The sequence below is a fragment of the Streptomyces sp. NPDC002779 genome, from assembly GCF_042888685.1.
Classification (GTDB): Bacteria; Actinomycetota; Actinomycetes; order Streptomycetales; family Streptomycetaceae; genus Streptomyces.
In genome coordinates this window covers 1-24,967 of sequence record NZ_JBIAQC010000008.1, presented here as the reverse complement: position 1 = coordinate 24,967, position 24,967 = coordinate 1, and the positions used below count along the sequence as shown (strand labels likewise).

The window sequence follows — 24,967 nt, the reverse complement described above, 5'->3', positions numbered from 1 at the left end:
CCGCGAGGACAAATATGAGTATCTCCGCCGCGCCCCGTATTCACGAGGAAAGACGCTACACGGTCTCTGTCACGCGCGACGAAAATGCGATCCGTGAAGCCCAGGAGCTGCGTTATCTGGTCTTCAATGAAGAACTCAAAAGTCCCTACCACGCGGAGGGGGGCCGGGAGATCGACGGATACGATCCGCATTGCGATCATCTCCTCGTTCGGCGCACGGACACCGGTGAGGTGGTCGGCATGTACCGCCTCCTCCCGCCCGACGGTGCGGCCCGGACCGGCGGACTGACCTCGGAGGCGCTGTTCGACCTCAGTCCGCATCGCGCCCTGGAGCCGGACCTCGTCGAACTCAGCCGAGGCTGCGTTCACCCCGACCACCGCGCCGGAGCCGTGATCACCATGCTGTGGGGCGGAATCACCCGGTACATGACCCGCAGCGGTCACACCTGGCTCACCGGACGTATGACGGTCCCCCTCTTCGACGGCGGGGCGCTGGCCGCGGCCTGTTGGGACCACGTGGTGGCCGGCGGCTATTTCGCACCTGAGCGTTATCGCGTTCGCCCTCACACCGTGTGGGATCCCGCCGCGGCCGACCGCCGGCCCGGTCTCCAGATCGCCCCCAAGCTGCGCGGGTACCTGCTGGCCGGCGCGTGGGTGTGCAGCGAGTTCGCGTACGACCCGGACCACAACGAGGCCAGTCTCTACCTCTTGCTCTCCATGGAGAACACCGACCCGCACCGTCGCAAGCTCCTGCGGTCACTTGGGGAGAGCCTGACTGCCTGACGGCCCTGCGAGGCCCCGGCGGGCGGGCCAGCGGCGCAGCGTGAGGCGGTACAGCGTGGAAGCCTGGCGCAGGAAGACGATCTCGCTGGCTCGGAGATAGGTGCGGTACCGCCGGTAGATGTCGGGGCCGACGAGCAGTTGCGCCTGTTCCCGGGCCTGGAAGAGGCGGGTGGACCAGGCGCGCACGGTGCGCGCGTAGTGCGCGCCGTCCTCGCGCAGGCCGGTGATCGCGAAGTACGGCTCACAGGCGGTGGCGATCTCGGACAACCGTGGCAGTGCTGATCCGGGAAAGATCTCGCGGGCGAAGAACTCGGGTACCGAGTCGTCGTGGTCGGCGTCGGCGTGGTCGGTGAGCGCGATGGTCTGGAGACTGAGCCGGCCGAGCGGCGGCAGCCATCCCGCGCACCGCGCGAAGAAGGCACGGTAGGCCTCGATCCGTTCGTCACGGGACATGGCCGGATGGGTGAAGTGCTCGAACGCGCCGATGGAGACGATGCCGTCGTACACGTCGTCCGGCTCGTGGTCGCGCCAGTCCTCGACTCTGGCATCCACCCCGGGCAGCCCGAGCGAGCGCACATGTGCGTGCTGGTCGGTGCTGAGGGTGAGCCCGACCGCGTGCCGTACACCGGTCTCCTCCGTGGCCATCCGCAGCAGACTGCCCCAGCCGCAACCGATGTCCAGCAGTCGGCTGTTCGCTGTGATGCCCGCTTGGCCGAGGTGGTAGCGGAGCTTGGCCTGCTGGGCCTTCCTGAGCACGTCCGTGTTCCCGGGCGCGCCCTCGATGCCGTCCCACAGGGCGCAGGAGTAGGTCAGGCCGGGGTCGAGCCACAGGGCGTAGAAGTCCTTGCCGATGTCGTAGTGGGCCTCGATGTCCGCGGTGGTGGCGCCTGCGCGATGCGGCTGGTCGGTCCGGGAGTTCACGGGCCGCCTCTCTCGTCGTGGGGAAGGGGTGAGGCCGGGCGAGGAAGGGGAGCAGCGAAAGCGGCTTCTCTCATCCGGTCGAACAGCCGGCCGGCGCGTTCGGCCCGCGTCTGCAGCTCGTCGAGGTGGCGCCCGATGCGGTCAAGGGCCTGCTCGCCGGCGGCGCCGAAACCGGAGCGGGTCATCACGCCCAGGGCACGCAGCAGGGGCTGCAGCACGTGACGGCGGTGGACGTCGAGGTTGTAGATGCCGGATGCGGCGATCCGCAGGGCGCCCTGCCGGAAGCCGGGGATGGTGGTACCCGGCATGTCGAAGGCGCAGATGACATCGGCGAGGGCGGCCACGGCGCCGTCGGGATCCAGCTCCACCGCGGCGGCGTACAAGTCGCGATAGAAGATCATGTGGAGGTTCTCGTCGGCTGCGATCCGCGCGGTCAGCTGACGGGCCACCGGGTCGGCACAGGCCAGGCCGGTGTTGCGGTGGGCCTCTCGGGTGGCCAGTTCCTGGACGGTGACGTAGGCCAGGCTGTGCAGCAGGGACGCATGGTTGCTGGTGTAGCCGGCGGACACGTGCTGCATGCGCCGGCGCTCCAGGGCGACGGGGTCCACGGCGCGGCGGGCATGGAGGTAGCCGCGCAGTGCGTGGGCGTGGCGGTCCTCCTCGGCCGTCCAGCGGTGCACCCAGGCGCCCCAGGCGCCGTCGCGGCCGAACAGGGTGGCGATCTCGAAGTGGTAGCTCGGCAGGTTGTCCTCGGTCAGCAGATTGATCGTCAGCGCATCCGCCACGGCCTGCGGGAGCTGGGACTGGTCGGCGTGCCAAGGGGTGCCGTCGAGGAGGCCGTCGAAGTCGGTGGCCTGGCTCCAGGGGATGTAGGCGTGGGGGAACCAGTCCGGTGTGGTGGCCAGATGGCGGTCCAGCAACCGGGCCACGGTCGGCTCCAGTTCGGACAGGTGATCGTGAGGAAGGGTCATCAGGGACTTTCGGCCTCCGGGCGGGCGGTCGGCATCGGGTGCGGCCCTGTCCGACGGGGGCTGCCGGGGCAGGCTGCCCGCGTCTCGCAAGACTCGTGCACCGGTTCACGAGCGCTGGAACACCAGGGCCGCGTTCTGGCCGCCGAAGCCGAACGAGGTCGACAGCACCGCCTCCTGGCGGGAAGGCCGTGGCAGGCCTGTGACGACGTCGAGGTCGATCTCGGGGTCCATCTTGTCCAAATTGGCGGTGGGTGGGATGAGTTGATGATGCAGCGAAAGCACCGAAACGACGGCTTCCACGGCTCCGGCAGCGCCGAGGAGATGCCCCAGGATGCTCTTGACCGCAGTAACAGGGGGCGGAGTGCCGAAGACCCTGCTGAGCGCTGCGGCTTCTGCGCGGTCGTTCAGCCGTGTGGCGCTGGCGTGGGCATTGACGTGCCCTACGTCGCCGGGCGCCAGATCGGCACCGGACAAAGCGGCGTTGATGGCCCGGACCGCGCCGGCGCCCTCGGGGTGGGGGACCGTGGGATTGTGCGCGTCGCCGGAAAGGCCGTAGCCGGTGAGCCGCGCGTATTCCTTGGCCCGCCGGGCCTGAGCGTGCTCGGCCCTTTCGAGGACGAGCATTCCGGCGCCCTCGGAGAGCACGAAGCCATCGCGGTCGGTGTCGAAGGGACGGGAGGCGCCGACCGGGTCGTGGACGCGGGTGGACAGCGCTCCCATCCGCCAGAACAGTGCCGAAGCCGGTCGGTTGCGGCCGGAGTCCGTCCCGCCGGCCACCGCGATGTCGCACGCACCGGTCCGGATCAGCATGCTCGCGATGCCGATGGCGGTGGCACCGGACGCACAGGCGGTGCTGATGCCCAGGGTGGGACCCAGCGCCCCGAGCATGGTCGCGACCTCACCGGCGGCCATGTTCGGCAGACTGCGGGGCAGCGCGGCGGGCGACAGGGCCAGGAGACGGCCCTTCTCCATGATCTGGCAGACCTTCAGGGTGCCGTCGAAGCTGGTGCCTCCGGTACCGATCACCACCGCGACGCGACTGCCGTCCCACAGCGCGGAGTCGAGACCGGAGTCGATGACGGCCTCCTTGGCCGCCGCGTGAGCGAATCGGATGAACCGGTCGGTCCGCCATGCCAGGCCAGGAGCCAGGACAGCCTCGAGGTCGGCATCAGCCACCTGGCAGGAGATCGACACCGGCAGCCCGTCCAGCAACGGATCGTGGGTGGCCGTGGGGTCGCCGCTGCACAGGCGGTCCCAGGTGGCACCGACGCCGACTCCTGCGGGCGTGACCATACCCAGTCCGGTAACGGCCACCGCGTGCCGGTTCATGCGTCGTTCTTCGCTGCGGCCCCGCTCGTGCACAAGGCCTGGTCCACGGCCTCGACGGCCTGGGCGAGCGTGGTGTCGAGGGTCATCTGTTCGAGGAGGCTTTCCTGGACGTCGACTCCGGTCTGCTCTTCGATCACCACGACCAGTTCCATCACGGCAATCGAATCCAGCTCCAGATCCGAGAACCTGACCGACCCCTCCAATTTTTCCGGATCGATCTGGAAGTAGGACTGAAGAAGACCTTTCAGGCGATCCTCGGTGAATTTCTCGGCGACTGGAGATCCCATGAAAACCCATCGATTCTGGTATTCCCGCCGGTACTTCCGGTGGGGGCACGCCCCTCCATCATGCCCGCGACCTGCAGAAAGGCTACTTCCTCAAAACACATGCTGGTCATATTCATTCGTATGCAGCAGCTGTCCCGTGCAGAGCGGCTCGGATCGAGTGGTTTCCCGGAGTAGGGGTGGCAAGGGGTTCTGCCGCGGCCGTTCCGCTCGTAGGGTGGTGATCATCTGGCGTTCCGTCCGCGTGTTCCGTCGCACGCCGATCGCAGGAGGTAGGGCCCGTATGCCGGCAGTTTCCGGTCAGTTCGACACCTGGTTCCGCCGGTACGAGCCCGGCCCGGCCGGTGCGGTCAAGCTCCTCGCGCTGCCGCACGCCGGTGGTTCCGCCCCCTACTTCCTGCCGCTGGCCCGGGCGCTCGGGTCGGAGCTGGACGTGCTGTGCGTCCAGTACCCGGGGCGGCTCGACCGGCACCGCGAGCCCCCCGCGACCGATCTGCGAGACCTCGCGGACCAGGTGTACAAGGCACTCGTCTCGGCCCCGGCCGGACCCGTGGTGCTCTTCGGGCACAGCATGGGCGCCGTTCTCGGCTACGAGATCGCGCGCCGCCTGGAGGACTCCGGCGGCGGCGAGCTGCTGGGCGTCATCGCCTCCGGGCGGCGCGCCCCGCACCGCTTCCGCGAGGAGACGGTCCATCTGCGGGACGACGACGGCATGATCGCCGAGATCCGTGAGCTGAGCGGCACCGAGCCGGGCATCCTGGACGACGAGGAACTGCTGCGCATGGTGCTGCCCGCGCTGCGCGCCGACTACCGGGCCGTGGAGACCTATCGCCCCGACGCCGGTGCCCCTCCGCTGGCCGCGCCCGTCACCGTGCTGACCGGCGAGAGCGACCCCCGGGTGTCCCTCGACGACGCCCGCGCCTGGCAGGAGCTGACGAGCGGCACCTTCCGCTTCCGCTCCTTCCCCGGCGGTCACTTCTACCTCAACGCCCAGCCGGGGGCCGTGACGGCGGCCATCCGCGAGAGCGTCGCCGCATTCCGCTCCGCGGGGGCCCCGACGTCGTCCTGAGCCGGGCTCATGCGCGGGGCGTGGCTGGGCGGGGGTGTCCGGGCGGGGTCTGGGGGAGGGGTGATGCCTTCAGTGCTGGTCTCTGCTGAGCCGGGCCCATGCCGGGCGTGCCTGGGCGGGGGCGAGGGGTGGTGTCTTCCGTGCCGGTCTTTCCTGATCGGGGCTCATGCGCGGGGCGTGCCTGGGGCGGGTGCGTCCGGGCGGGGTTTTTTGGGGGGATTCCTTCCGTACTGGGCTCTCCTGGGCCAGGCCCATGCGCGGGGCGTGGCTGGGCGAGGGCTGGGAGAGCGTCGGCGCTCGCCCGGTCGGCGTCGTCCTGTCGCGAGCGTTACTTGCCGAGTGCGCCCGCGGCGGCCAGGCGGGTTGCCAGGTCTCTGCGGTGCTTGACGTTCAACTTGCGGTAGATGCGGGTCAGATGCTGCTCGACCGTGCTCACGGTGATGAACAGCTTGCTGGAGATCTGCCGGTTGGTGTGGCCCTGCGCGGCCAGCGCGGCGACCCTGCTCTCCGCCTCGCTCAGCCCGCCCACCGGTTCCGCGCGCTCGGGCCGCTCCCGGCCCTCCTGCTGTTCCGGACGCTCGGGCCGCTCCCGGACCTCTTGACGTTCGGGGCGTTCGGGCCGCTCCCGCCCCTCCCGCCCCTCCTGTCGCTCCGGGTGCAGGCTGCCGGGGTAGTACGTCACCTCCGCCGGGGCCCGGGAGTGGGAGCGCCGGGCCGGGGGCGGGACGGCCGCGCCCGTCGGGTCCGGTGCGGTCCCCTGCCGTGGGGTCCGGGACCGGTCGGCCAGGGCGCGGGCCAGCTCCCGGCGGTCCCCGCAGGACTCCAGCAGCGCCACCGCCCGCGCCAGCAGCGGAGCGCCCTGCTCCGGCGGCAGCAGACCGGCGAGCAGCCGCAGCGCGGAACCCCGGGTGCGGTCGTCCACCGGGCGGGCGGAATCGAGCTGCTCCCGGAGCAGTCGTACGGCCTCCTGCCGCTGCCCGCGGGCGATGTGCACCCGGGCCAGGTCGAGCCGCCACGGCACCAGGGCCGCGGAGCCGATCCGCCAGGCCGCCATCTCCCGCCGTACCCACCGCAGATCGTCGGCGGCCGAGCGGCGGGAGCCGACGGCGAGCTGATACCGGGCCCGTGCCGCCAGATAGTGCAGTCCGAGCGGGGTGCGGAAGGACTCCGCGGGGACGGGCCGGGCGAGCCAGCGGTCGGCGTCCTCGAACCGGCCCGCCTCGGTGGCCGCGGCCACCAGGGTGCCCAGCGGCGCGACCACCGCGACCCCCCACGCCTGCGGGGTGATCACGGTCAGCGCGGCGCGGGCCTGGTCCTCGGCCTCCTCGGGGGAGCCGAGCCGGAGCGCGGCCTCGGCCCGGATGGCGTGCAGGACCGCCTTCCAGCTCGGCACGTGTCCCACCGAGGGCCGGGCCAGCAGCATCCGTGTCCACTCGCGGACCGGGGCGGGACGCCCCGCGTACACCATCGCCAGCAGCAGGGCCGACAGCAGCCCGAGCGCACCGTCGTCGTCGAGGTAGCGCTGGATCATCAGCTCGGCGCTCGCCGCCGCGTCGCCGGTCGCCTCGCCGGGGAAGAGGGTGTCGGCGAGCAGCACCAGCGCGTCCAGATAGCGGCCGGTGACGGAGGTGGCGATGCCGGAGTCCGTGATGGCCCGCGCCTCGGCGCGGGCCTGCCGGCAGTGGTCAGGGCGGAACAGCGAGATCAGCAGCCGCGCCGTGGCGAGCCGGGTACGGGTCTCGGCGGTGGGGTCGGGCAGCGCCGCGACGGCCGCGACGATCGCGCATGCCGTCTCGCTGTGCCCCTGCCACAGCAGCGCGGGCACCCCGGCGAGCGCGGCCGGCGGGTAGTCGTCGGGCCGCTCGGCGGCGGCGAGCGTGCCGAGGTGAGTGGTGGCGGACAGCGGGTTCAACTGCCAGCGGGAGCGCAGCAGCAGGCTGTCGGACGAGGTCCACCACGGAGTGCGCGGTCCCCGGCGCCGGCTCAGCCGCAGGCAGGCGGAGGTGATGTCGGGGCGTCCGGAGTCCAGCGCCTGGGCGGCGGCCCGGAACAGGGCGGGCTCCGCCCAGTCGGGCTCGGCCCAGTCGGCGCTGATGAGATGACCGGCGAGCACCTCGGGCTCGGCACCGAACTCGTGCAGCGCCTCGGCCGCTCTGCGGTGCAGCCGGCGCCGGTCCTCGGCGGGCAGGTCCGAGAGGACGGCGGCGACGAGCGGGCGTCTGATCCGGTCGCCGTCCACCAGCCCTGACTGGCCGAGCAGTTGGAGCGCCTGGGCCGTCAGGTCGGGGGTCAGGGAGAGCAGCCGGGCCAGCACCGGAAGCGGCGTGGGCCGGTCCAGTACGGCCAACGCCTGGGCGGTGGCGCGGACTTCGGGCTCGTGGCGGTAGAGCGAGCGGAGCACGGCCTGGGCGAGCGGTCCGTCGCTGCCGCCCAGCGCGGGGTCGGGCCCGACGGCACCGGCCACCGGCGCGGCGGGCTGCTGGGCGGTGCCGGTCGCGGCGGGGTCGTCCAGCAGGGCGCGCATCAGCAGGGGGCTGCCGCCGGTCAGCCCGGGGGCCCGCCGGGCGATGCGGGGGCGGGCCGAGGGGAGCGGGTGGGTCTCGGCGAGCAGGCCCAGCGCCTCGTCGGTGAGGGGGGCGAGGTCGATCCGGGAGAAGCACGGCTGGCTCATCAACTCGGCGCGGAAATGCGGGTGAGGGGTGTACAGCGTGGAGGACTCGGTCAGCACCACCATGATCCGCCGGTGCCGCAGTCGGCGGACCGCGTAGAGCAGACACTGTAAGGACGCCTGGTCGGCGTGGTGCACATCGTCCACGGTGATCACGAGGGGCGCGGGGCGGGACAGGTCGAGCAGGGAGGCGAACGTGGCGTGCGCGGTGGGCACGGGGGAGGGGTGCGGCTGTTCGGTGCCTAAGGACGGCGTCGGCGGAAAGGCGGCGGCCGCTTCCGTCGCCGTAGGGGCCGTGCTGTCCGCGGGGGCGGCCGACGTACCGGCCCTTCCCGCTGCGGCGTTGCCGGGCGGCGCCTGGGGCGTGGGGAGCGCGAGATGGCGTACGGCGGTGGCGAGTTGGCGCATCGAGGCGCGGCTGAGGCCGGAGCTGTCGATCAGCTGGTCCATCACGGCGAACTGGAGACTGCGTTCGGCTCGTGAGCCGACCGCGCTCAGCAACTGGGCCGAGCGTCCGGTCACGTGGCGGGCGAAGGCCTCCAGCAGCGTGGTCTTGCCGCTGCCGACGCCGCCGCTGATCAGGCATACCTGACCGTCGTGCTGTTCATTGCAGTGGTCGAATGAACTGCGCAGCCGATCGAGCTGTGCTTCCCGCTGTATCAGGTCCACTCGCGTTTTGTCCCCCTCGAACGCAATGACATGGAATGAATCGCCGTTTTCCATGTGCGTTGCCATGCATGTTCGTTCGGCCGCGCGCGGCGGCCGGCGCTTCCCGGTGACGGGATACGCCGAGTGCTTCTCCAGGTGCGGTCGACGGTAGTCCTCGCGTGGTGGAGTCCGAGTCGAAGCGGAGCGGAGGCTCGCGTATACGGCTCGACCACGCTGGTTTCGGGACCACCTCCGACTGTCCGCCCGTACGCCCCGCTTGGTCAGGCTTGCGCCACGGGGCCGTCGTTGAGTGCCGTCCGGGCCGATAGCTTACGACAGATCAAGGACCGGATACTTGCCGAATCTTTGCCGACTCATGGCTTCTTATGTCGCTCTCCGACACTCTGTTGTACCGGTACGACATATTCCGGATGTCGGGTGATCGCATACCCCTGTTGATTCGTTTAGGGGTTGACGGCGAGCCGCTTGTTCAGCCCGGTATGAGTGAGTGGCGCGCGATAGGGGAGCGGGGACTTTAGGGGTTGGTCCGCCGCCTTCGGCTCCCTACATTTCGAGACCTGATCCGGGCGGCGGCGGAAGGAATCCCCAGTGTCGACAAAGCCCAGCCACGGCATGGTGATCGGTGGCGGACTCGCCGGAATGCTCACGGCCCGGGCCCTGCGCAGGCACCTCGACCGGGTCACCGTCATCGACCGCGACGACCTCCCGGGCGGCCCCGAACCGCGCAAGGGCGTCCCCCAGGCTCGCCACGCCCATCTGCTGTGGTCGGGCGGCGCGCGGATCGTCGAATCACTGCTGCCGGGCACCGTCGAACGCCTGCGCGCCGCGGGGGCGCACCGCATCGGCGTCCAGTCCGACCTGGTCAACCTGTCCCCCTACGGCTGGCAACGGCGCTTCCCCGAGACGCAGTTCCTCATCGCGGTCGGCCGGCCCCTGCTGGACTGGACCGTCCGGGACCAGGTGCTCGCCGACGAGAACATCACCGTCCTGGAACGCACCGAGGTCCACGAACTGCGCGGCACCAGCGGGCACCTCACCGGCCTCACGGTCCGCGCCCTCGACGGCGGCGAGACCACCGCACTGGACGCCGAGATCGTCGTGGACGCGAGCGGACGCGGCTCGCGGCTGCGCCAGTGGACCGCCCCTCTCGGCGTCCCGCAGCCGGAGGAGGACGTGGTCGACTCCGGCATCACCTACTCCACCCGCGTCTACCGCGCGCCCGAGCGGGCCGCCGCCCGCTTCCCCATGGTCAGCGTGTACGCCGACCACCGGTCCGGAGTCCCCGGCCGCAGCGGGCTGATCCTGCCCATCGAGGACGGCCGGTGGATCGTCACCCTCTCCGGCACCCGGGGCGCCGAACCCCCCACTGACGAGGCCGGGTTCACGGCCTTCGCCGAAGGGCTGCGCCACCCCCTGGTGGGCGAGGTCCTCGCCACCGCGGAACCGGACGGCCCCGTCCGCGGCTCCCGCTCCACCGCCAACCGGCGCATCCACTACGACCGGCTGGAGCGCTGGCCGGACAACCTCGTCGTCCTCGGAGACGCCTTCGCCGCCTTCAACCCCGTCTACGGCCACGGGATGAGCTCCGCCGCCCGCTCCGTCGCCGTCCTCGACCGCACGCTGCGCCGCCAGTTGGGCAAGCCGGAGCTCGCGGCCACCGTGATGCGCGGCATCGCCACCGCCATCGACGACCCGTGGATCCTCGCCGCCTCCCAGGACGTCTTCTACCCCGACTGCCGGGTCGAGGCGAAGGACCCCCGCCTGTCCGAAGAGCTCCACAGCCGGCAGGACTTCTCCGAGCGCGTCGGCACGGTCGGTCTGTCCGACCCGCTGGTCAGCGCCGCCTCCGCGGGCGTCACCACGCTCGCCGCGCCCGTCTCCAGCCTCCAGTCACCCGCCGTGCTCAACGCCCTGCGGACCGGCCCGGCCCAGCCACCGCTGACCGAGCCGCCCCTCACCGACGCGGAGTGGGCGCTGCTGCGCTGACCGGGCGCGGGGATGTCGTGCGCGTCAGGTGACCGGCGGGCGTGGGGATGTCGTGCGCCTCAAGTGACCAGCGGGCGTGGGGATGTCATACGTCCCAGGTGACCGGCGCGCACGGGGGAGTCGTACGCCTCAACTGACCGGCGTACGCCGGGATGTCGTACCCCTCAGGTCACCGGTGTGAGATCGGAACCGCCCGCGATGACCCGGGCCTCCGAGATCAGTCCCGTCTCGTCCACCCGCATCAGACTGACCAGCCGGAACGCCATCCGCTCACCGTCGGCGCCGCCCGGCACGGACATCGTCCCCGAGACTTCCAGGGTCACACTCGACCCGTCCAGCGCCGCCGTCAGCGTGCCCGGCCGCTCCTCGATCCCCGCGGCGACGGCCGCCCCCAGATGCCGCCGCAGCGCCTCCCGCCCCACCAGCACCGGGGCACCCACCGGGTCCTGGAACCGCACATCGGGCGTGAAGAGGGCGAGAACACCGTCCAGATCCCCGGCGTTCATCAGCCGGCAGTACTCCAGAACCACCGCTTTGCGCTTCGTCTCGTCCAGCATCGCGGCACACCTTCCTGAAAGCGCGGAGTCATTCGAGAAACCGGACGTCCGACCTGCCCCAATAAGCGCGCATCTCCTCGATCAACCCGCTCTCGCCGACCTCGATGACCAGCATGCAGGTGAACTCCATACGCGCCTTTTCCGGCTCCTCGGGAGCCGCCAGAATTCCGTGACGCACCATCAGCGGCCCGTTCGGCAGGAAATTCATCGTGGAGGTCACGGGAACGGCGGCATGCCGCCCGTCGGGCGCCGCTACAGGCTCGCCATAGGCATCGTGGACCCCGGCGGCCACCGCGCCCCCGATGTGCGAACGCAGCGCCCCGTGACCGACGCGCGGACCGGCACCCACCGGGTCCTCGAAGCGCACGGCAGGGGAGTACAGAGCCAAGAGCCCCTCCACGTCACCTGCGTTGATGCGCTCACAGTGCGCGATGGCCAGGGCTTTGCGCGTCGCTTCGTCGGGCACGGTCCACGTCCCTCACGGCTCGGCAGCACACGGACCGGAGCAGTGTCACAGCCGGGCCGCGGGCCGCGGTACCCCTACCCGGCCCCACCCCTATTCCCGCCACCCCTGAATTGCGTGCCCGCGGAACATGAGATCAGGGGTTGGGTCATCCCTCAGGGGTTCTTAGTGTGGGGCCATCTTGGCCGGAGCAACGGGGTGACGAAAAGGCCGGGCCACAGAACCACCGCACCACTTGTCCGGGTGGCCGGAACTCCGCGTTTCGAGCCACCCGGGATCGGTGCTCCGCTCCCGGACACCTCACCTCGGTCCGGTCCGAACCGCTACTCGGCTCCGCGTTACGGGAGCCGAGCGTCAATGGGAGACCTGGTGGCGAAGACGGGAAGTTCTGTCGGACACGCGAACTCCGCGGACGCGCACGCGGCACAACCCGAGCAGATCGCCGTGATCGGCCTTGCCTGCCGGTTCCCCGGCGCCCCGGACCCCGCTGCCTTCTGGACACTGTTGCGCGAAGGCCGCGAGGCGGTGACCACCACCCCACCCGAACGCTGGGACGCGAACGCCCACTTCGACGCCGATCCCACCGCCAAAGGCAAGATCAACACCACGCGGGGCGGCTACCTGGACCAGGTCGACCGCTTCGACGCCGCCTTCTTCGGCATCTCGCCCCGCGAGGCCGCCGCCATGGACCCCCAGCAGCGGTTGATGTTGGAACTGGGCTGGGAGAGCCTGGAGGACGCCGGAATCCTCCCCGACACCCTCGGCGACCGCAGCACCGGCGTCTTCGTCGGCGCCATCTGGGACGACTACGCCTCCCTGCTGCACCGCCAGGGCGCCTCGGCCATCGGCGCGCACAGCGTCACCGGCCTGCACCGCAGCATCATCGCCAACCGCCTCTCCTACACACTCCGGCTCAGCGGCCCGAGCATGACCGTCGACACCGGCCAGTCCTCCTCCCTGGTCGCCGTCCACCTCGCCTGCGAGAGCCTGCGCAGCGGCGAGAGCGACATCGCCCTCGCGGGCGGCGTCAACCTCAACCTCATCCCCGACAGCACCATCAGCGCCGCCAAGTTCGGCGCCCTCTCGCCCGACGGCCGCTGCTACACCTTCGACACCCGCGCCAACGGCTACGTCCGGGGCGAGGGCGCCGGTCTCGTCGTACTCAAACCCCTCTCCCGCGCCCTCGCCGACGGCGACCACGTCCTGTGCGTGATCGAGGGCAGCGCCACCGGCAACGACGGCGGCGGCGAGGGCCTGACCGTCCCCACCTCCGAGGGCCAGCGCCGCGTCCTCACCCAGGCGTACCGGCGGGCCGGCATCGACCCCACCGGCATCCAGTACGTCGAACTGCACGGCACCGGCACCCGGCGCGGCGACCCCGTGGAGGCCGCCGCGCTCGGCGCCACCGTCGGCACGGCCGCCCGGGCCGCCGGCCGCTTTGTCGCCGTCGGCTCCGTCAAGACCAACATCGGGCACCTCGAAGGCGCGGCCGGTATCGCCGGACTCCTCAAGACCGTCCTCGCCCTGCGCCACCGCCAGTTGCCCGCCAGCCTCAACTTCGAGCAGCCCCACCCCGACATTCCCCTGGACGAGCTGGGACTGCGCGTCCACACCGCGCTCGGCGACTGGCCCCGGCCGGACGAACGGCTCCGCGCCGGAGTCAGCTCCTTCGGCATGGGCGGCACCAACTGCCATGTCGTACTGGCCGAGGCCCCGGCCGCACCACCCTCACCGGCCGCCGATTCCGAGCCCGCCGCCCCCGAGCCCGTTATGCCTGCTGGGCCCGCTGTACCCGTCGCCTGGCCGCTGTCCGCCCGTACCGCCACCGCCCTGCGCGCCCAGGCCCGACGCCTCCGGGAACATCTCGACACCCACCCCGAGCACACCGCCGCGGACCTCGGCCACTCGCTGGCCACCATCCGGACCCCCTTCGCCCATCGCGCCGTCGTCCTGACCCCCGACCGCGACCGGGGCGCCAAGGCCCTCGCCGCCCTCGCCGCCGGCCGCCCCTCGTCCGACGTGATCCGCGGCACCGTCACCGAGGGCGGCACCGCCGTCCTCTTCTCCGGCCAGGGCAGCCAACGCCTCGGCATGGGAGGCGAGTTGTACGCCGCCCAGCCCGCCTTCGCCCGCGCGCTCGACGCCGTCTGCGACCACCTCGACCCCGAGGTCCGCGAGCTGCTCCTCACCGCCGAACCCACCCCCGCCAACTCCGCCCGCCTGGACCGCACCGCCCTCACCCAGACCGCCCTCTTCGCCCTCGAAGTCGCCCTGTACCGCCTCGCCGAATCCCTCGGCATCACCGCGGACCACCTGCTCGGCCACTCCGTCGGGGAACTGGCCGCCGCCCATGTCGCCGGGGTCCTCTCCCTCGCCGACGCCTGCATCCTCGTCACCGCACGCGGCCGGCTCATGCAGGCCCAGCCCGAGGGCGGCGCCATGGTCGCCCTGGAGGCCACCGAGGCCGAGGTCGCCGCCGAACTCGCCACCGTCGGCGGCCACATCACCATCGCCGCCGTCAACAGCCCCGGCGCCTGCGTCGTCTCCGGCGATGCCGACGTCGTCACCGCGTACGCCGCCACCTGGGCCGAGCGCGGCCGCAAGACCCGCGCCCTGCGGGTCAGCCACGCCTTCCACTCCGCCCACATGGACGGCATGCTGGAGGAGTTCCGCGCCGTCGCACGGGACCTCACCTTCCACCCGCCCACCCTCCCCGTCGTCTCCAACCTGACCGGCCGTCCCGCCTCCGCCGACGAACTGTGCGACCCGGACTACTGGGTACGACACGTCCGCCGAGCCGTGCGCTTCGCCGACGGCGTCGATTGGCTGCTGGACCACGGCGTCACCACGTTCCTGGAGCTCGGCCCCGACGGCACCCTCACGGCCATGGCCCGCGAATGCCTCGCCGCCCGCCCCGACGACGGCCGCCCGGCGGACACCGCCTTCCTCACCGCGTTGCGCCGCGACCGCCCGGAGCCGCAGACCCTGCTCGCCGCGGTCGCGGGACTGCACGTCCGCGGAGCCGCCCCGGCACTGCCCGGCCTCGCCGCCGGCCCGGACGCACGCCGCGTACCCCTGCCCACCTACGCCTTCCAGCGCAAGCGCTACTGGCTGACGGGAAGCGAGAACGCCGGTACGGGGGACGGGCACACCGCCTCGGCACCCGGGCAGGACACCGGAACCGTCCCGGCGGGCGATGGCCCCGCCACCACCGACGCGGGCGATGGCTCTGTCATCACCGACGTGAGCGATGGCCCCGCCACCGGCTGGCGGGCCCGTCTCACCGGGCTCACCAGCACCGCCGAGCAGACCCGTGCCGTCCTCGACCAGGTCCGCGAGGACATCGCGATGATCCTCGGCCACAGCCCCGACGACACCGACACCCTCGACGTCACCTGGACGTTCAAGGACCTCGGCTTCGACTCCCTCACCTCCGTCGAACTCCGCGACCGGCTCGGCACCGCCACCGGCCTGCGCCTGCCCTCCAGCCTCCTCTTCGACCACCCCACCCCCACCGCCCTCGCGGACCGTCTCCGCGCCGAACTCCTCGGCGTCACGGACACCCCCCGCACCGCGCACCCCACCACCGCCCACACCGGCGAGCCCATCGCCATCGTCGGCATGGCCTGCCGCTACCCCGGCGGCATCGCCTCCCCCGAAGACCTGTGGCGCGTCGTCCGCGACGGACTCGACGTCGTCTCCCCCTTCCCCGCCGACCGCGGCTGGGACATCGACGCGCTCTACCACCCCGACCCCGCCCACCACGGCACGAGCTACGCCCGCGAGGGAGGCTTCCTGGCCGACGCCGCCGGGTTCGACGCCGAGTTCTTCGGTATCTCGCCGCGCGAGGCGCTGGCCATGGACCCGCAGCAGCGCCTGCTGCTGGAGACCAGCTGGGAGGCGATCGAACGGGCCGGTATCGCCCCCGGCTCGCTGCGCTCCAGCCTGACCGGCGTGTTCGCCGGAGCCATGTCCCAGGACTACGGAGACCGGCTGCACGAGGCCGCCGAACCCGTCGAGGGCTTCACCCTGACGGGCAACGCCGCGAGCGTCGTCTCCGGCCGCCTGTCCTACGCCCTCGGCCTGGAGGGCCCGGCCGTCACGGTCGACACGGCCTGCTCCTCGTCGCTGGTGGCCTTGCACCTCGCGGTGCAGTCGCTGCGGAACGGCGAGTGCGACCTCGCCCTGGCGGGTGGTGTGACGGTCATGCCCACCCCCGGCATGTTCGTGGAGTTCAGCCGCCAGCGCGGTCTCGCCGCCGACGGCCGGTGCAAGCCCTTCGCGGCGGCGGCCGACGGCACGGGCTGGGCGGAGGGCGTCGGCATCCTGGTGGTGGAGCGCCTGTCGGACGCGCGCCGCAACGGTCACCAGGTGCTGGCGGTGGTACGGGGCTCGGCGATCAACCAGGACGGCGCGTCCAACGGCCTGTCCGCCCCCAACGGTCCCTCGCAGCAACGGGTGATCCGCGCCGGACTCGCCAACGCCGGGGTCCCGGCCACCGAGGTGGACGTGGTGGAGGCCCATGGCACGGGGACCACCCTGGGCGACCCGATCGAGGCGCAGGCGCTGCTCGCCACCTACGGCCAAGGGCGAGAGCCTGAGCGGCCGTTGTGGCTGGGATCGGTGAAGTCGAACATCGGGCACAGCCAGGCCGCGGCCGGTGTCGCCGGTGTCATCAAGATGGTGATGGCGATGCGGGCTCACGTGCTGCCCCGCACCCTGCACGTGGACGAGCCCACGTCCCACGTGGACTGGGCGGCAGGCCATGTCTCCCTGCTCACCGAAGAACGGGAATGGTCGGCGGACGGCCACTCGCGCCGGGGCGCGGTGTCGTCCTTCGGCATCTCCGGGACGAATGCGCACGTGATCCTGGAAGAGGCGCCGGTTGAGGCCGGGTTGGGTCCGGTCGTGGTCTTCGGTCCTGAGGGGTTGTCGGGGTCGCCGGTGGTGCCGTGGCTGGTGTCCGGGCGTACGGCTGGGGCGTTGGCTGCGCAGGCGGGGCGACTGGCGGGGGTGTCGGGTGAGCCGGTGGATGTGGGCTGGCAGCTGGTTTCAGGGCGTACGGCGCTGGAGCATCGGGCGGTGGTGTGGGGGCGGGAGCACGCTGAGCTGACAGCGGGGCTGGAGGCGCTGGCGTCGGGCGGTGCGGCCGGCAATGCCGTGGCCGGGGTGGTGGGTTCGGACGCGGGTGTGGTGTTCGTGTTCCCCGGCCAGGGGTCGCAGTGGTTGGGGATGGGGCGGGGGCTGCTCGACTCCTCGCCGGTGTTCGCGGCGCGGATCGCCGAGTGCGAGGCGGCGCTCGGGCCGTTCGTCGACTGGTCGCTGACCGAGGTGCTGACCGGTGACGATGACGGGTGGATGTGGCGGGTGGACATGGTCCAGCCCGTTCTGTGGGCCGTGATGGTGTCACTGGCGGCTGTGTGGGAGTCGTTGGGCATCGAGCCCGCCGCTGTCATCGGTCACTCGCAGGGTGAGATCGCCGCTGCTGCGGTGGTGGGTGCGCTGAGTCTGGAGGATGCGGCGCGGGTGGTGGCGCTGCGGTCCGCTGCGATTCGGGATGAACTGGCGGGTCGTGGTGGGATGTTGTCGCTGGCGACGGGTGCTGAGCAGGCTTCGGCGTGGGTGTCGTCGTACGGTGATCGGGTCTCGATAGCCGTCTATAACGGTCCGGATGCCACGGTGGTGGCGGGTGATCCGGAAGCCCTGGATGAGATCTCGGCGCGGGCGGAGGCCGCTGGTGTTCGGGCCCGGCGGGTTCCGGTGGATTACGCCTCGCACTCCGCCCATGTGGAGGACATCCGTGAGCGGTTGCTGGAGGCCCTAGCCCCGGTGGTGCCGCAGGTGTCGCGGGTGCCGATCATCTCCACCGTCACCGGTGGCCTGTTGGACACCGTGACCATGGACGCCTCGTACTGGTACGAGGGCCTGCGTCAGCCCGTGCGCTTCACCGAAGCAGTGCAAGTGGCTCTGACACAGAACCACTTGCGGCTCATCGAGGTGAGCGCGCACCCCGTGCTCACCATGGGCGTGCAGTCGATTGCGGAGGCTGCGGAGAAGCGGGTCACGGTCGTCGGCACCCTGCGTCGGGACGAGGACGAGGACGCCCGCTTCCTCGCGAGCGCGGCCGAACTGTGGGTCCACGGCACCGACATCGACTGGTCCGCCGTCTACGCGGGCCGCGTCGTAAGCCATGTCGACCTGCCCACCTACGCCTTCCAACACCAGCGCTACTGGCTGGAGCCCAGCACGGGCACCGCCGATGTCAGCGTTGCAGGGCTGGCCGCAACCGATCATCCGCTGCTCGGGGCCGCGATGAGCCTCGCCGCCGGGGACGGCGCGCTTCTGACGGGGCGGCTGTCTCTGCGCACGCACCCCTGGCTCGCGGACCACGCGGTCGCGGGTACGGTCCTCTTCCCCGGTACCGGGTTCGTGGAACTGGCGATCCGCGCCGGGGACGAGGTCGGCTGCGGCTGCCTCACCGAACTCACCCTCCAGGCGCCGCTGTTCCTCCCCGAAAGCGCCGGAGTGCGGGTGCAGGTCGTCATCGGGGACGCGCAGGGCGACGGACAGCGCTCGATCGCGGTGTACTCCCGTCCCGAGGACGCCGCTCCCGACCAGGAGTGGACCCTGCACGCGGAGGGCACCCTCGGCGCCGAGGAGCCGGGGGCGGGGGCGGCCCCCTCGGTCGACATGGTGGCCTGGCCTCCGGTCGGTGCCGAACCGGTGGACATCAGCGACCGGTACGCCCGTCTGCGCGACACCGGCTATCACTACGGGCCGGTGTTCCAGGGGCTGCGTGGGGTGTGGCGGCGTGGTGACGAGGTTTTCGCCGAGGTGGTGCTGGAGGAGGGGCAGCAGGGCGAGGCGGCCAGGTTCGGGATCCATCCCGCTTTGCTGGACGCGGCGTTGCATGCGGTGTTGCCGGTGGACGGCACCCAGACCCGGCTGCCGTTCGTGTGGTCGGGTGTGTCGTTGTCGGCGGTGGGGGCGTCGGCGGTGCGAGTGCGGCTGGCTCCGGTCGGAGAGGGCGCGGTGTCGGTGTGGGTGGCCGATACCGAGGGCGCTCCGGTGGCCTTCGTGGAGTCGCTGGCGCTGCGTCCGATTGCGGTGGAGGAGCTGGAGAAGGCGGGTTCCGCCGTACGGGACGCTCTGTACTGGGTGGAGTGGACTCCCCTCGCCGCTGCGGCCGGGCAGGACGAGCCCGGTTGGGCGCTGCTCGGCGACGCCGACCCGTTCGGCTTCGGGGTTCCCTTCTTCGGCAGCCTGAACGAGATCGCGGACGGTCCAGAAGTACCCTCCGTGGTGGCTGTCCCCGTGGACGGCGGCGGCTCCGGATCCGCCGACGCCGTTCACCGTGCCGTGCTGAACACCTGGGAGGTCGCCCGAGCTTGGCTCGCGGACGAGCGGTTCGCCGAGTCGCGTCTGGTGGTGGTGACGCGGGGTGCCGTGGGAACGGACAGCGGCGGGCCCACCGATCTCGCGGCCTCGGCGGTGTGGGGGCTGGTGCGTTCGGCTGAGGCAGAGAATCCCGGGCGGTTCGGCCTGGTCGATCTGGACGTCGACACCGATGGACTCGCGTCTGTCCCTGTTGCGTTCGGGGCGGGGGAGTGGCAGATCGCGGTGCGCGGCGGTCACGTACTCGCCCCACGCCTGGCCCGCTCCACCGCCTCTGCCGGGCCGGTCGACTTCGGTGACGGGGCGGTGCTGGTCACGGGCGGTACCGGGACGCTGGGCGGGTTGGTCGCCCGGCATCTGGTGGCGGAGCATGGCGTGCGGCGGCTGGTGCTGGCCAGTCGTCGGGGGCCCGCGGCTCCGGGGGCGGCGGAGTTGGTGGCCGAGCTGACGGCCGCGGGTGCGGTGGCCGAGGCCGTGGCATGTGATGCCGCCGATCGTGAGGCGTTGGCGGCGCTGCTCGCCTCGCATCCCGTCACGGGCGTGGTGCATCTTGCGGGCGTCCTGGACGACGCCGTGGTCACCGGGCTGACCCCTGGGCACTTCGACCGGGTCCTGCGTCCCAAGGTGGACGCGGCCGTGAACCTGGACGAGCTGACGCGGGGCCTCGACCTCTCCGCCTTCGTCCTCTTCTCCTCCGTCGTCGGCGTCTTCGGCGGCCCCGGACAGGCCAACTACGCCGCTGCCAACACCTACTTGGACGCCCTCGCCCAGCGGCGCCGGGCCGAAGGGCTGCCCGCGACCTCCATGGCGTGGGGGCTGTGGGCCGACGCCAGCGGGATGACCGGGCACATGGACCAGACCGCCGTCGCCCGCATGGCGCGCGCCGGCATCGTGGGCATCCCCGCCGACCAGGGCCTGGCCCTCTTCGGCGCCGCGCTCGCCACGGACGAACCGCTGCTCGTCACTGCCAGGCTGAGCACCACTTCTGTACGCGCCCAGGCCGCCGACGGTGTCGTACCGCCGCTCCTGCGCGGGCTGGTGCGGGGAGCCGCGCGCCGCACTGCGACCGGCCTCCAGGGCGGCGCTGCCGCCGACTCGCTCACCCGCAGGCTGGCCGGGCTCTCCCGCGAGGAGCAGCAGCACGAACTTCTCGGTGTGGTCCGGTCCAGTGTGGCGCTCGTGCTGGGGCATGCCGCGGACCGGACGGTCGACACGGACCGGACGTTCAAGGAGCTGGGCTTCGATTCGCTGCTGGCGGTGGAGCTGCGGAACCGGCTGGGTGAGGCGGTGGGGCTGCGGCTTCCGGCGACGTTGGTGTTCGACTATCCGACGCCGGCGGCGGTGGCGGGGCTGCTGTTGAGCGAGCTGGTGGGAGCGGCCGACGGGGTGGACTCCGGTGGTGCGGCTCCTGTGGTTGCCGCTGGGGTGATGGATGATCCGGTGGTTATCGTCTCGGCTGCCTGCCGTTATCCGGGTGGTGTGTCGTCGCCGGAGGATCTGTGGCGGTTGGTGGCGGACGGCCGGGACGCGGTCGGGGACTTCCCCGACGACCGGGGCTGGGACTTGGAGGACCTTTACCACCCCGACCCGGCGCACGCCGGTACCACTTACTCCCAGCAGGGCGGATTCCTTTACGACGCCGCCGAGTTCGATGCCGGTCTGTTCGGGATCTCGCCGCGTGAGGCGGTGGCGATGGATCCGCAGCAGCGGTTGCTGTTGGAGACGTCGTGGGAGGTGTTCGAGCGGGCGGGCATCGCGGTGGACTCGGTGCGGGGCAGCCGTACCGGAGTTTTCGCGGGCGTGATGTACCACGACTACGCCAGCCGACTGCACCACGTCCCGGAGGAGGTCGAGGGCTACCTCGGCACCGGCAGCTGGGCCAGCGTCCTGTCCGGCCGCCTCGCCTACACCTTCGGCCTGGAGGGGCCAGCGGTCTCCGTCGACACGGCGTGCTCCTCCTCACTGGTCGCGCTGCACATGGCCGTTCAGGCGCTGCGGAGCGGTGAGTGCGACATGGCGCTCGCCGGCGGTGTCACTGTGATGCCCACCCCCGGCACCTTCCTGGAGTTCAGCCGTCAGCGTGGGCTGGCCGCGGATGGTCGCTGCAAGTCGTTCGCGGCTGCGGCGGACGGTACGGGGTGGGCCGAGGGCGCGGGTGTGCTGCTGCTGGAACGGTTGTCGGACGCGCGCCGTAATGGCCATCAGGTGTTGGCGGTGGTGCGGGGTTCGGCGATCAATCAGGACGGTGCGTCGAATGGTCTTACGGCGCCCAATGGGCCGTCGCAGCAGCGCGTGATCCGACAGGCACTGGGCAGCGCTGGGCTCTCCACCGTTGATGTGGATGCGGTGGAGGCGCACGGCACGGGTACGACGCTGGGTGATCCGATCGAGGCGCAGGCGCTGTTGGCCACCTACGGCCAGGGGCGTGAGGTGGATCGGCCGTTGTGGCTGGGGTCGGTCAAGTCGAACATCGGGCACGCGCAAGCGGCTGCCGGTGTCGCGGGTGTCATCAAGATGGTGATGGCGATGCGGGCGGGGGTGCTGCCGCGCACGCTGCACGTCGATGAACCGTCCCCGCACGTCGACTGGACGATGGGCTCCGTCGAGTTGCTGACCGAGGGTGTCGAGTGGCCCGAGACAGGTCGTCCGCGGCGGGCTGCGGTGTCGGCGTTCGGCATCGGCGGGACGAATGCGCACGTCATTTTGGAGGAGCCGCCGGAGGTCGCGGAGGAGGTGGCGTCTCCGTCTCCGGTGGGTGGGGTACTGCCGTGGGTGTTGTCCGCCGGGTCCGCTGAGGGGTTGGTGGCGCAGGCCGGGCGGCTGTCGGGGGTCGTTGCCGAGCTGGATCCGGTGGATGTGGGGTGGTCGCTGGCGACCGGTCGGGCCGGGCTGGGGCATCGGGCGGTGGTGTGGGGCTCGGCCGCGGAGGAGTTGACGGCGGGGCTGGGCTCGGTGGAGTCCAGCGGCGGTGTGGTGGATGGTCGCCTTGCGGTGTTGTTCACGGGGCAGGGGTCGCAGCGGGTGCGGATGGGTGCGGAGCTGGCGGCTGAGTTCCCGGTGTTCGCGCGGGCGTTGGATGAGGTGTGTGCCGGGTTCGAGGGGTTGCTGCCGGAGTCGCTGGCGGACGTGCTGTCGGCCGATACCGACCTGTTGGACCAGACCGTGTTTACGCAGGCCGGGTTGTTTGCGGTCGAGGTGGCTCTCTATCGGCTCGCTGAATCGTGGGGTGTTCGTCCCGACTTCGTGATGGGGCATTCCATCGGTGAGTTGGTCGCCGCGTATGTGGCGGGGGTGTTCTCGCTGGAGGATGCCTGCCGCCTGGTCGCTGCCCGCGGTTCGTTGATGCAGGCGCTGCCCGAGGGCGGGGCGATGCTCGCGGTGCAGGCCGGTGTCGAGGACGTTCGCGCGGAGCGGGTTGATGTGGCTGCCGTCAACGGGCCCACGTCGGTGGTGGTTTCGGGAGCCGAGGCGGATGTCGAGGTGGTGCGGGAGCGGCTGGCGGCGGCCGGGGTCAAGACGCGGCGGCTGGCGGTCTCGCACGCCTTCCACTCCTCCCTGATGGAGCCGATGCTGGCGGACTTCGCTCAGGTGGCCGCGAGCGTCGACTACGCCGACCCCCGCATCCCGGTGGTGTCGAACCTCTCGGGCCGGGTGGCGGGCGAGGAGATCCGTACCCCCGAGTACTGGGTACGGCATGTCCGCGAAGCGGTCCGTTTCGCTGACGGGGTCGCTGCGCTGGCCGAGTCCGGGGTGACGAAGTTCCTGGAGCTGGGCCCCGACGCCACGCTCACCGCGATGGCCGCCGAGAGCGTCGAGGGCCTGTTCGTCCCGGCCACCCGGCGGGGCCACGCTGAGGTGGAGACGTTCACGCAGGCCCTGTCCCAGCTCTGGGTCAGTGGCGTCGACGTGGACTGGGCCGCCCTCTTCGAAGGCCGCAACCCGCACCGCGTCGACCTGCCCACGTACCCCTTCCAACGCGAGCACTACTGGCTGACCGATGACGCCACGACGGGTGACCCCGTCGGGCTCGGGCTTGGTGAGGCCGGGCATCCGTTGTTGGGTGCGGCGGTTCCGTTGGCGGGTGGGGACGGGGTGTTGCTGACGGGCCGGCTGTCGACCCGTACGCATTCCTGGCTCGCCGATCACGCGGTGGCGGGGACTGTGCTGCTGCCGGGGACGGCCTTCGTGGAGCTGGCGGTGCGTGCCGGTGACGAGGTCGGTTGCGGGAGTGTGCGCGAGCTGACGCTTCAGGCGCCCCTGGTCCTGCCTGAACAGGGTGGTGTGCAGATCCAGGTCGTCGTCGGTGCAGCCGAGGAGGACGGGCGGCGCCCGATCACCGTGTACTCGCGTCCCGAGTCGACCGAGGCCAGTGGTGCGTGGACGCTGCATGCGGAGGGTGTGCTTGCGGAGGCTCCGGTCGCGGCGTCCGCGGATCTGTCGGTGTGGCCGCCTGCCGGGGCGGAGCCGGTGGATGTGTCCGGGTTCTACGCGGAGGCCGAGGCTGCCGGTTATGTCTATGGGCCGGTGTTCCAGGGTCTGTCGGCCGTCTGGAGGCTGGGCGACGAGGTCTATGCCGAGGTGGAGCTGGCTGAGGAAGCGCATGGCCGGGCGGGGGCGTTCGGGGTGCATCCGGCGCTGTTGGACTCGGCGCTGCATGCGGTGCTGGCGGCCTCGGAGTTGGGAGAAGGGCTGCGGCTCCCGTTCCTGTGGGAGGGCGTGTCGCTCCTGGCGTCCGGTGCCACCGTCGCTCGCGTCCGTATCGCGCCCCTGGGTGGGGACACGGTCTCCGTGGAGCTGGCGGACGCGACCGGCGCTCCGATAGCCGTAGCCGAGTCGCTGATGCTCCGTCCGGTGGCCATCGACCAGCTGGCCGCAGCGGCCACGAGCGGCCCCGACTCCCTCTACCGGCTGGAGTGGATGCCGGCTCCGGTCGCCGACGCCGGTTCCCTGCATCCGACGCGGTATGCCGGAATCGACGCCCTACTCGCCGCACTCGACGCGGGTGACGCGGCCCCCGAGGCGGCGCTGGTCGAGGTCTCCGGCGCCGGCGACGGCTCAGCGCTCGCCGACGCTGCCGCCCGGGTCACTGCTGAGGTGCTGGCGCTGGTGCAGGGATGGTTGGCAGAGGAGCGGTTGGCCGGGTCGCGGCTTGTCGTGGTGACGCGGGGCGCGGTGGCGACTGACGGCGGTGACCTCGCTGATCTGGCGACCGCATCCGTATGGGGGCTCGTGCGGTCCGCGCAGTCCGAGAACCCTGGCCGCATTGTGCTTCTCGACGCCGATCAGGCCGTCGAGGAGGCCGCTGTAGGGGCGGCATTGGCCAGTGGTGAGCCCCAACTGGCGTTCCGTGAGGGCCGGGTGCTGGTGCCGCGTCTGGTGCACGCGGCCGGTTCGGGCGGGAGCCTGGCGGTTCCGGCGAGGGAGTCCGCGTGGCGACTCGATACGTCGGGCACCGGCACGCTGGAAGGGCTGGCTCTGGTTCCGGCACCGGGGGCGTCCGCGCCGCTGGAGCCCGGTCAGATACGGATCGCCGTCCGCGCGGCCGGGGTGAACTTCCGCGACGTACTGATGAGCCTCGGGATGTACCCGGGGCGCCCTGTGCTGGGCAGCGAGGCCGCGGGTGTTGTTCTCGAAGTGGGGGAGGACGTCTCCGACTTCGCCCCTGGCGACCGGGTGATGGGTCTGGTCCTGGAGAGCTTCGGTCCGTTGGCGGTGGCGGATGCGCGGGTGGTGGTCCGTGTGCCGGAGGGGTGGTCGTTCGAGCAGGCGGCGACCGTGCCGGTGGTGTTCTTGACCGCGTATTACGGGCTGGTGGATCTCGGTCGTGTGCGGGCCGGGGAGACGGTTTTGGTGCACGCGGGTGCGGGTGGGGT

Annotated in this window: 11 protein-coding genes; 4 read left to right on the top strand and 7 right to left on the bottom strand. The window is 71.7% G+C overall.

All coding sequences use genetic code 11. The features are described from left to right. The first annotated feature begins 14 nt into the window (after nucleotides 1-14). A complete protein-coding gene (locus ACFYW5_RS22765) occupies nucleotides 15-782 on the top strand; it encodes a GNAT family N-acetyltransferase (protein WP_389418886.1) in 768 nt (255 codons plus the stop codon). On the opposite strand, the gene ACFYW5_RS22760 is transcribed toward ACFYW5_RS22765, so the two are convergent. From ACFYW5_RS22760 to ACFYW5_RS22745, 4 genes are all read right to left on the bottom strand, one after another. After that, nucleotides 756-1,703, bottom strand: a complete 948-nt coding sequence (locus ACFYW5_RS22760; protein ID WP_389418885.1) for a class I SAM-dependent methyltransferase — start codon at nucleotides 1,701-1,703, stop codon at nucleotides 756-758. The genes ACFYW5_RS22765 and ACFYW5_RS22760 overlap by 27 nt on opposite strands. Next, nucleotides 1,700-2,674: an acyl-ACP desaturase gene (locus ACFYW5_RS22755; RefSeq protein ID WP_389418884.1), complete on the bottom strand. Its 975-nt coding sequence runs from the start codon at nucleotides 2,672-2,674 to the stop codon at nucleotides 1,700-1,702. The genes ACFYW5_RS22760 and ACFYW5_RS22755 overlap by 4 nt, the downstream gene beginning before the upstream one ends. A 105-nt stretch (nucleotides 2,675-2,779) precedes the next feature. Next, entirely contained in the window at nucleotides 2,780-4,003 is a 1,224-nt protein-coding gene (locus ACFYW5_RS22750) for a beta-ketoacyl-[acyl-carrier-protein] synthase family protein (protein WP_389418883.1), read from the bottom strand. After that, the gene (locus tag ACFYW5_RS22745) at nucleotides 4,000-4,290 is read right to left on the bottom strand and encodes an acyl carrier protein (protein ID WP_389418882.1); all 291 of its coding nucleotides are present in this window, start codon (nucleotides 4,288-4,290) and stop codon (nucleotides 4,000-4,002) included. The genes ACFYW5_RS22750 and ACFYW5_RS22745 overlap by 4 nt, the downstream gene beginning before the upstream one ends. A 280-nt stretch (nucleotides 4,291-4,570) precedes the next feature. Here ACFYW5_RS22745 and ACFYW5_RS22740 point away from each other — a divergent pair, with 280 nt between their 5' ends. Further along, complete coding sequence (locus ACFYW5_RS22740; RefSeq protein WP_389418881.1) at nucleotides 4,571-5,356, top strand: thioesterase II family protein; 786 nt, start codon at nucleotides 4,571-4,573, stop codon at nucleotides 5,354-5,356. A 328-nt stretch (nucleotides 5,357-5,684) separates the two neighbouring features. Here ACFYW5_RS22740 and ACFYW5_RS22735 read toward each other — a convergent pair whose 3' ends face one another. Next, nucleotides 5,685-8,693 (bottom strand): AAA family ATPase, encoded by a 3,009-nt coding sequence (locus tag ACFYW5_RS22735; RefSeq protein ID WP_389418880.1) that lies wholly within the window; start codon nucleotides 8,691-8,693, stop codon nucleotides 5,685-5,687. 588 nt (nucleotides 8,694-9,281) lie between these two features. Here ACFYW5_RS22735 and ACFYW5_RS22730 point away from each other — a divergent pair. Beyond that, nucleotides 9,282-10,679, top strand: coding sequence for an FAD-dependent oxidoreductase (locus ACFYW5_RS22730; RefSeq protein WP_389418879.1), 1,398 nt, complete (start codon nucleotides 9,282-9,284; stop codon nucleotides 10,677-10,679). 164 nt (nucleotides 10,680-10,843) lie between these two features. Here ACFYW5_RS22730 and ACFYW5_RS22725 read toward each other — a convergent pair whose 3' ends face one another. Then, complete coding sequence (locus ACFYW5_RS22725) at nucleotides 10,844-11,236, bottom strand: nuclear transport factor 2 family protein (protein WP_389418878.1); 393 nt, start codon at nucleotides 11,234-11,236, stop codon at nucleotides 10,844-10,846. A 28-nt stretch (nucleotides 11,237-11,264) separates the two neighbouring features. Next, entirely contained in the window at nucleotides 11,265-11,702 is a 438-nt protein-coding gene (locus ACFYW5_RS22720) for a nuclear transport factor 2 family protein (protein WP_389418877.1), read from the bottom strand. A 366-nt stretch (nucleotides 11,703-12,068) separates the two neighbouring features. On the opposite strand from ACFYW5_RS22720, the gene ACFYW5_RS22715 reads away from it, so the two are divergent. Next, nucleotides 12,069-24,967 (top strand): SDR family NAD(P)-dependent oxidoreductase (locus ACFYW5_RS22715; protein WP_389418876.1); only part of this gene is annotated, 12,899 nt, incomplete at its 3' end.

Excerpts from the sequence above, each read along its gene's own strand:
- ACFYW5_RS22755 (WP_389418884.1), bottom strand. The coding sequence starts at position 2,674 with ATGACCCTTCCTCACGATCACCTGTCCGAACTGGAGCCGACCGTGGCC.
- ACFYW5_RS22740 (WP_389418881.1), top strand. The coding sequence starts at position 4,571 with ATGCCGGCAGTTTCCGGTCAGTTCGACACCTGGTTCCGCCGGTACGAG.
- ACFYW5_RS22745 (WP_389418882.1), bottom strand. The coding sequence starts at position 4,290 with ATGGGATCTCCAGTCGCCGAGAAATTCACCGAGGATCGCCTGAAAGGT.
- ACFYW5_RS22725 (WP_389418878.1), bottom strand. The coding sequence starts at position 11,236 with ATGCTGGACGAGACGAAGCGCAAAGCGGTGGTTCTGGAGTACTGCCGG.
- ACFYW5_RS22750 (WP_389418883.1), bottom strand. The coding sequence starts at position 4,003 with ATGAACCGGCACGCGGTGGCCGTTACCGGACTGGGTATGGTCACGCCC.
- ACFYW5_RS22765 (WP_389418886.1), top strand. The coding sequence starts at position 15 with ATGAGTATCTCCGCCGCGCCCCGTATTCACGAGGAAAGACGCTACACG.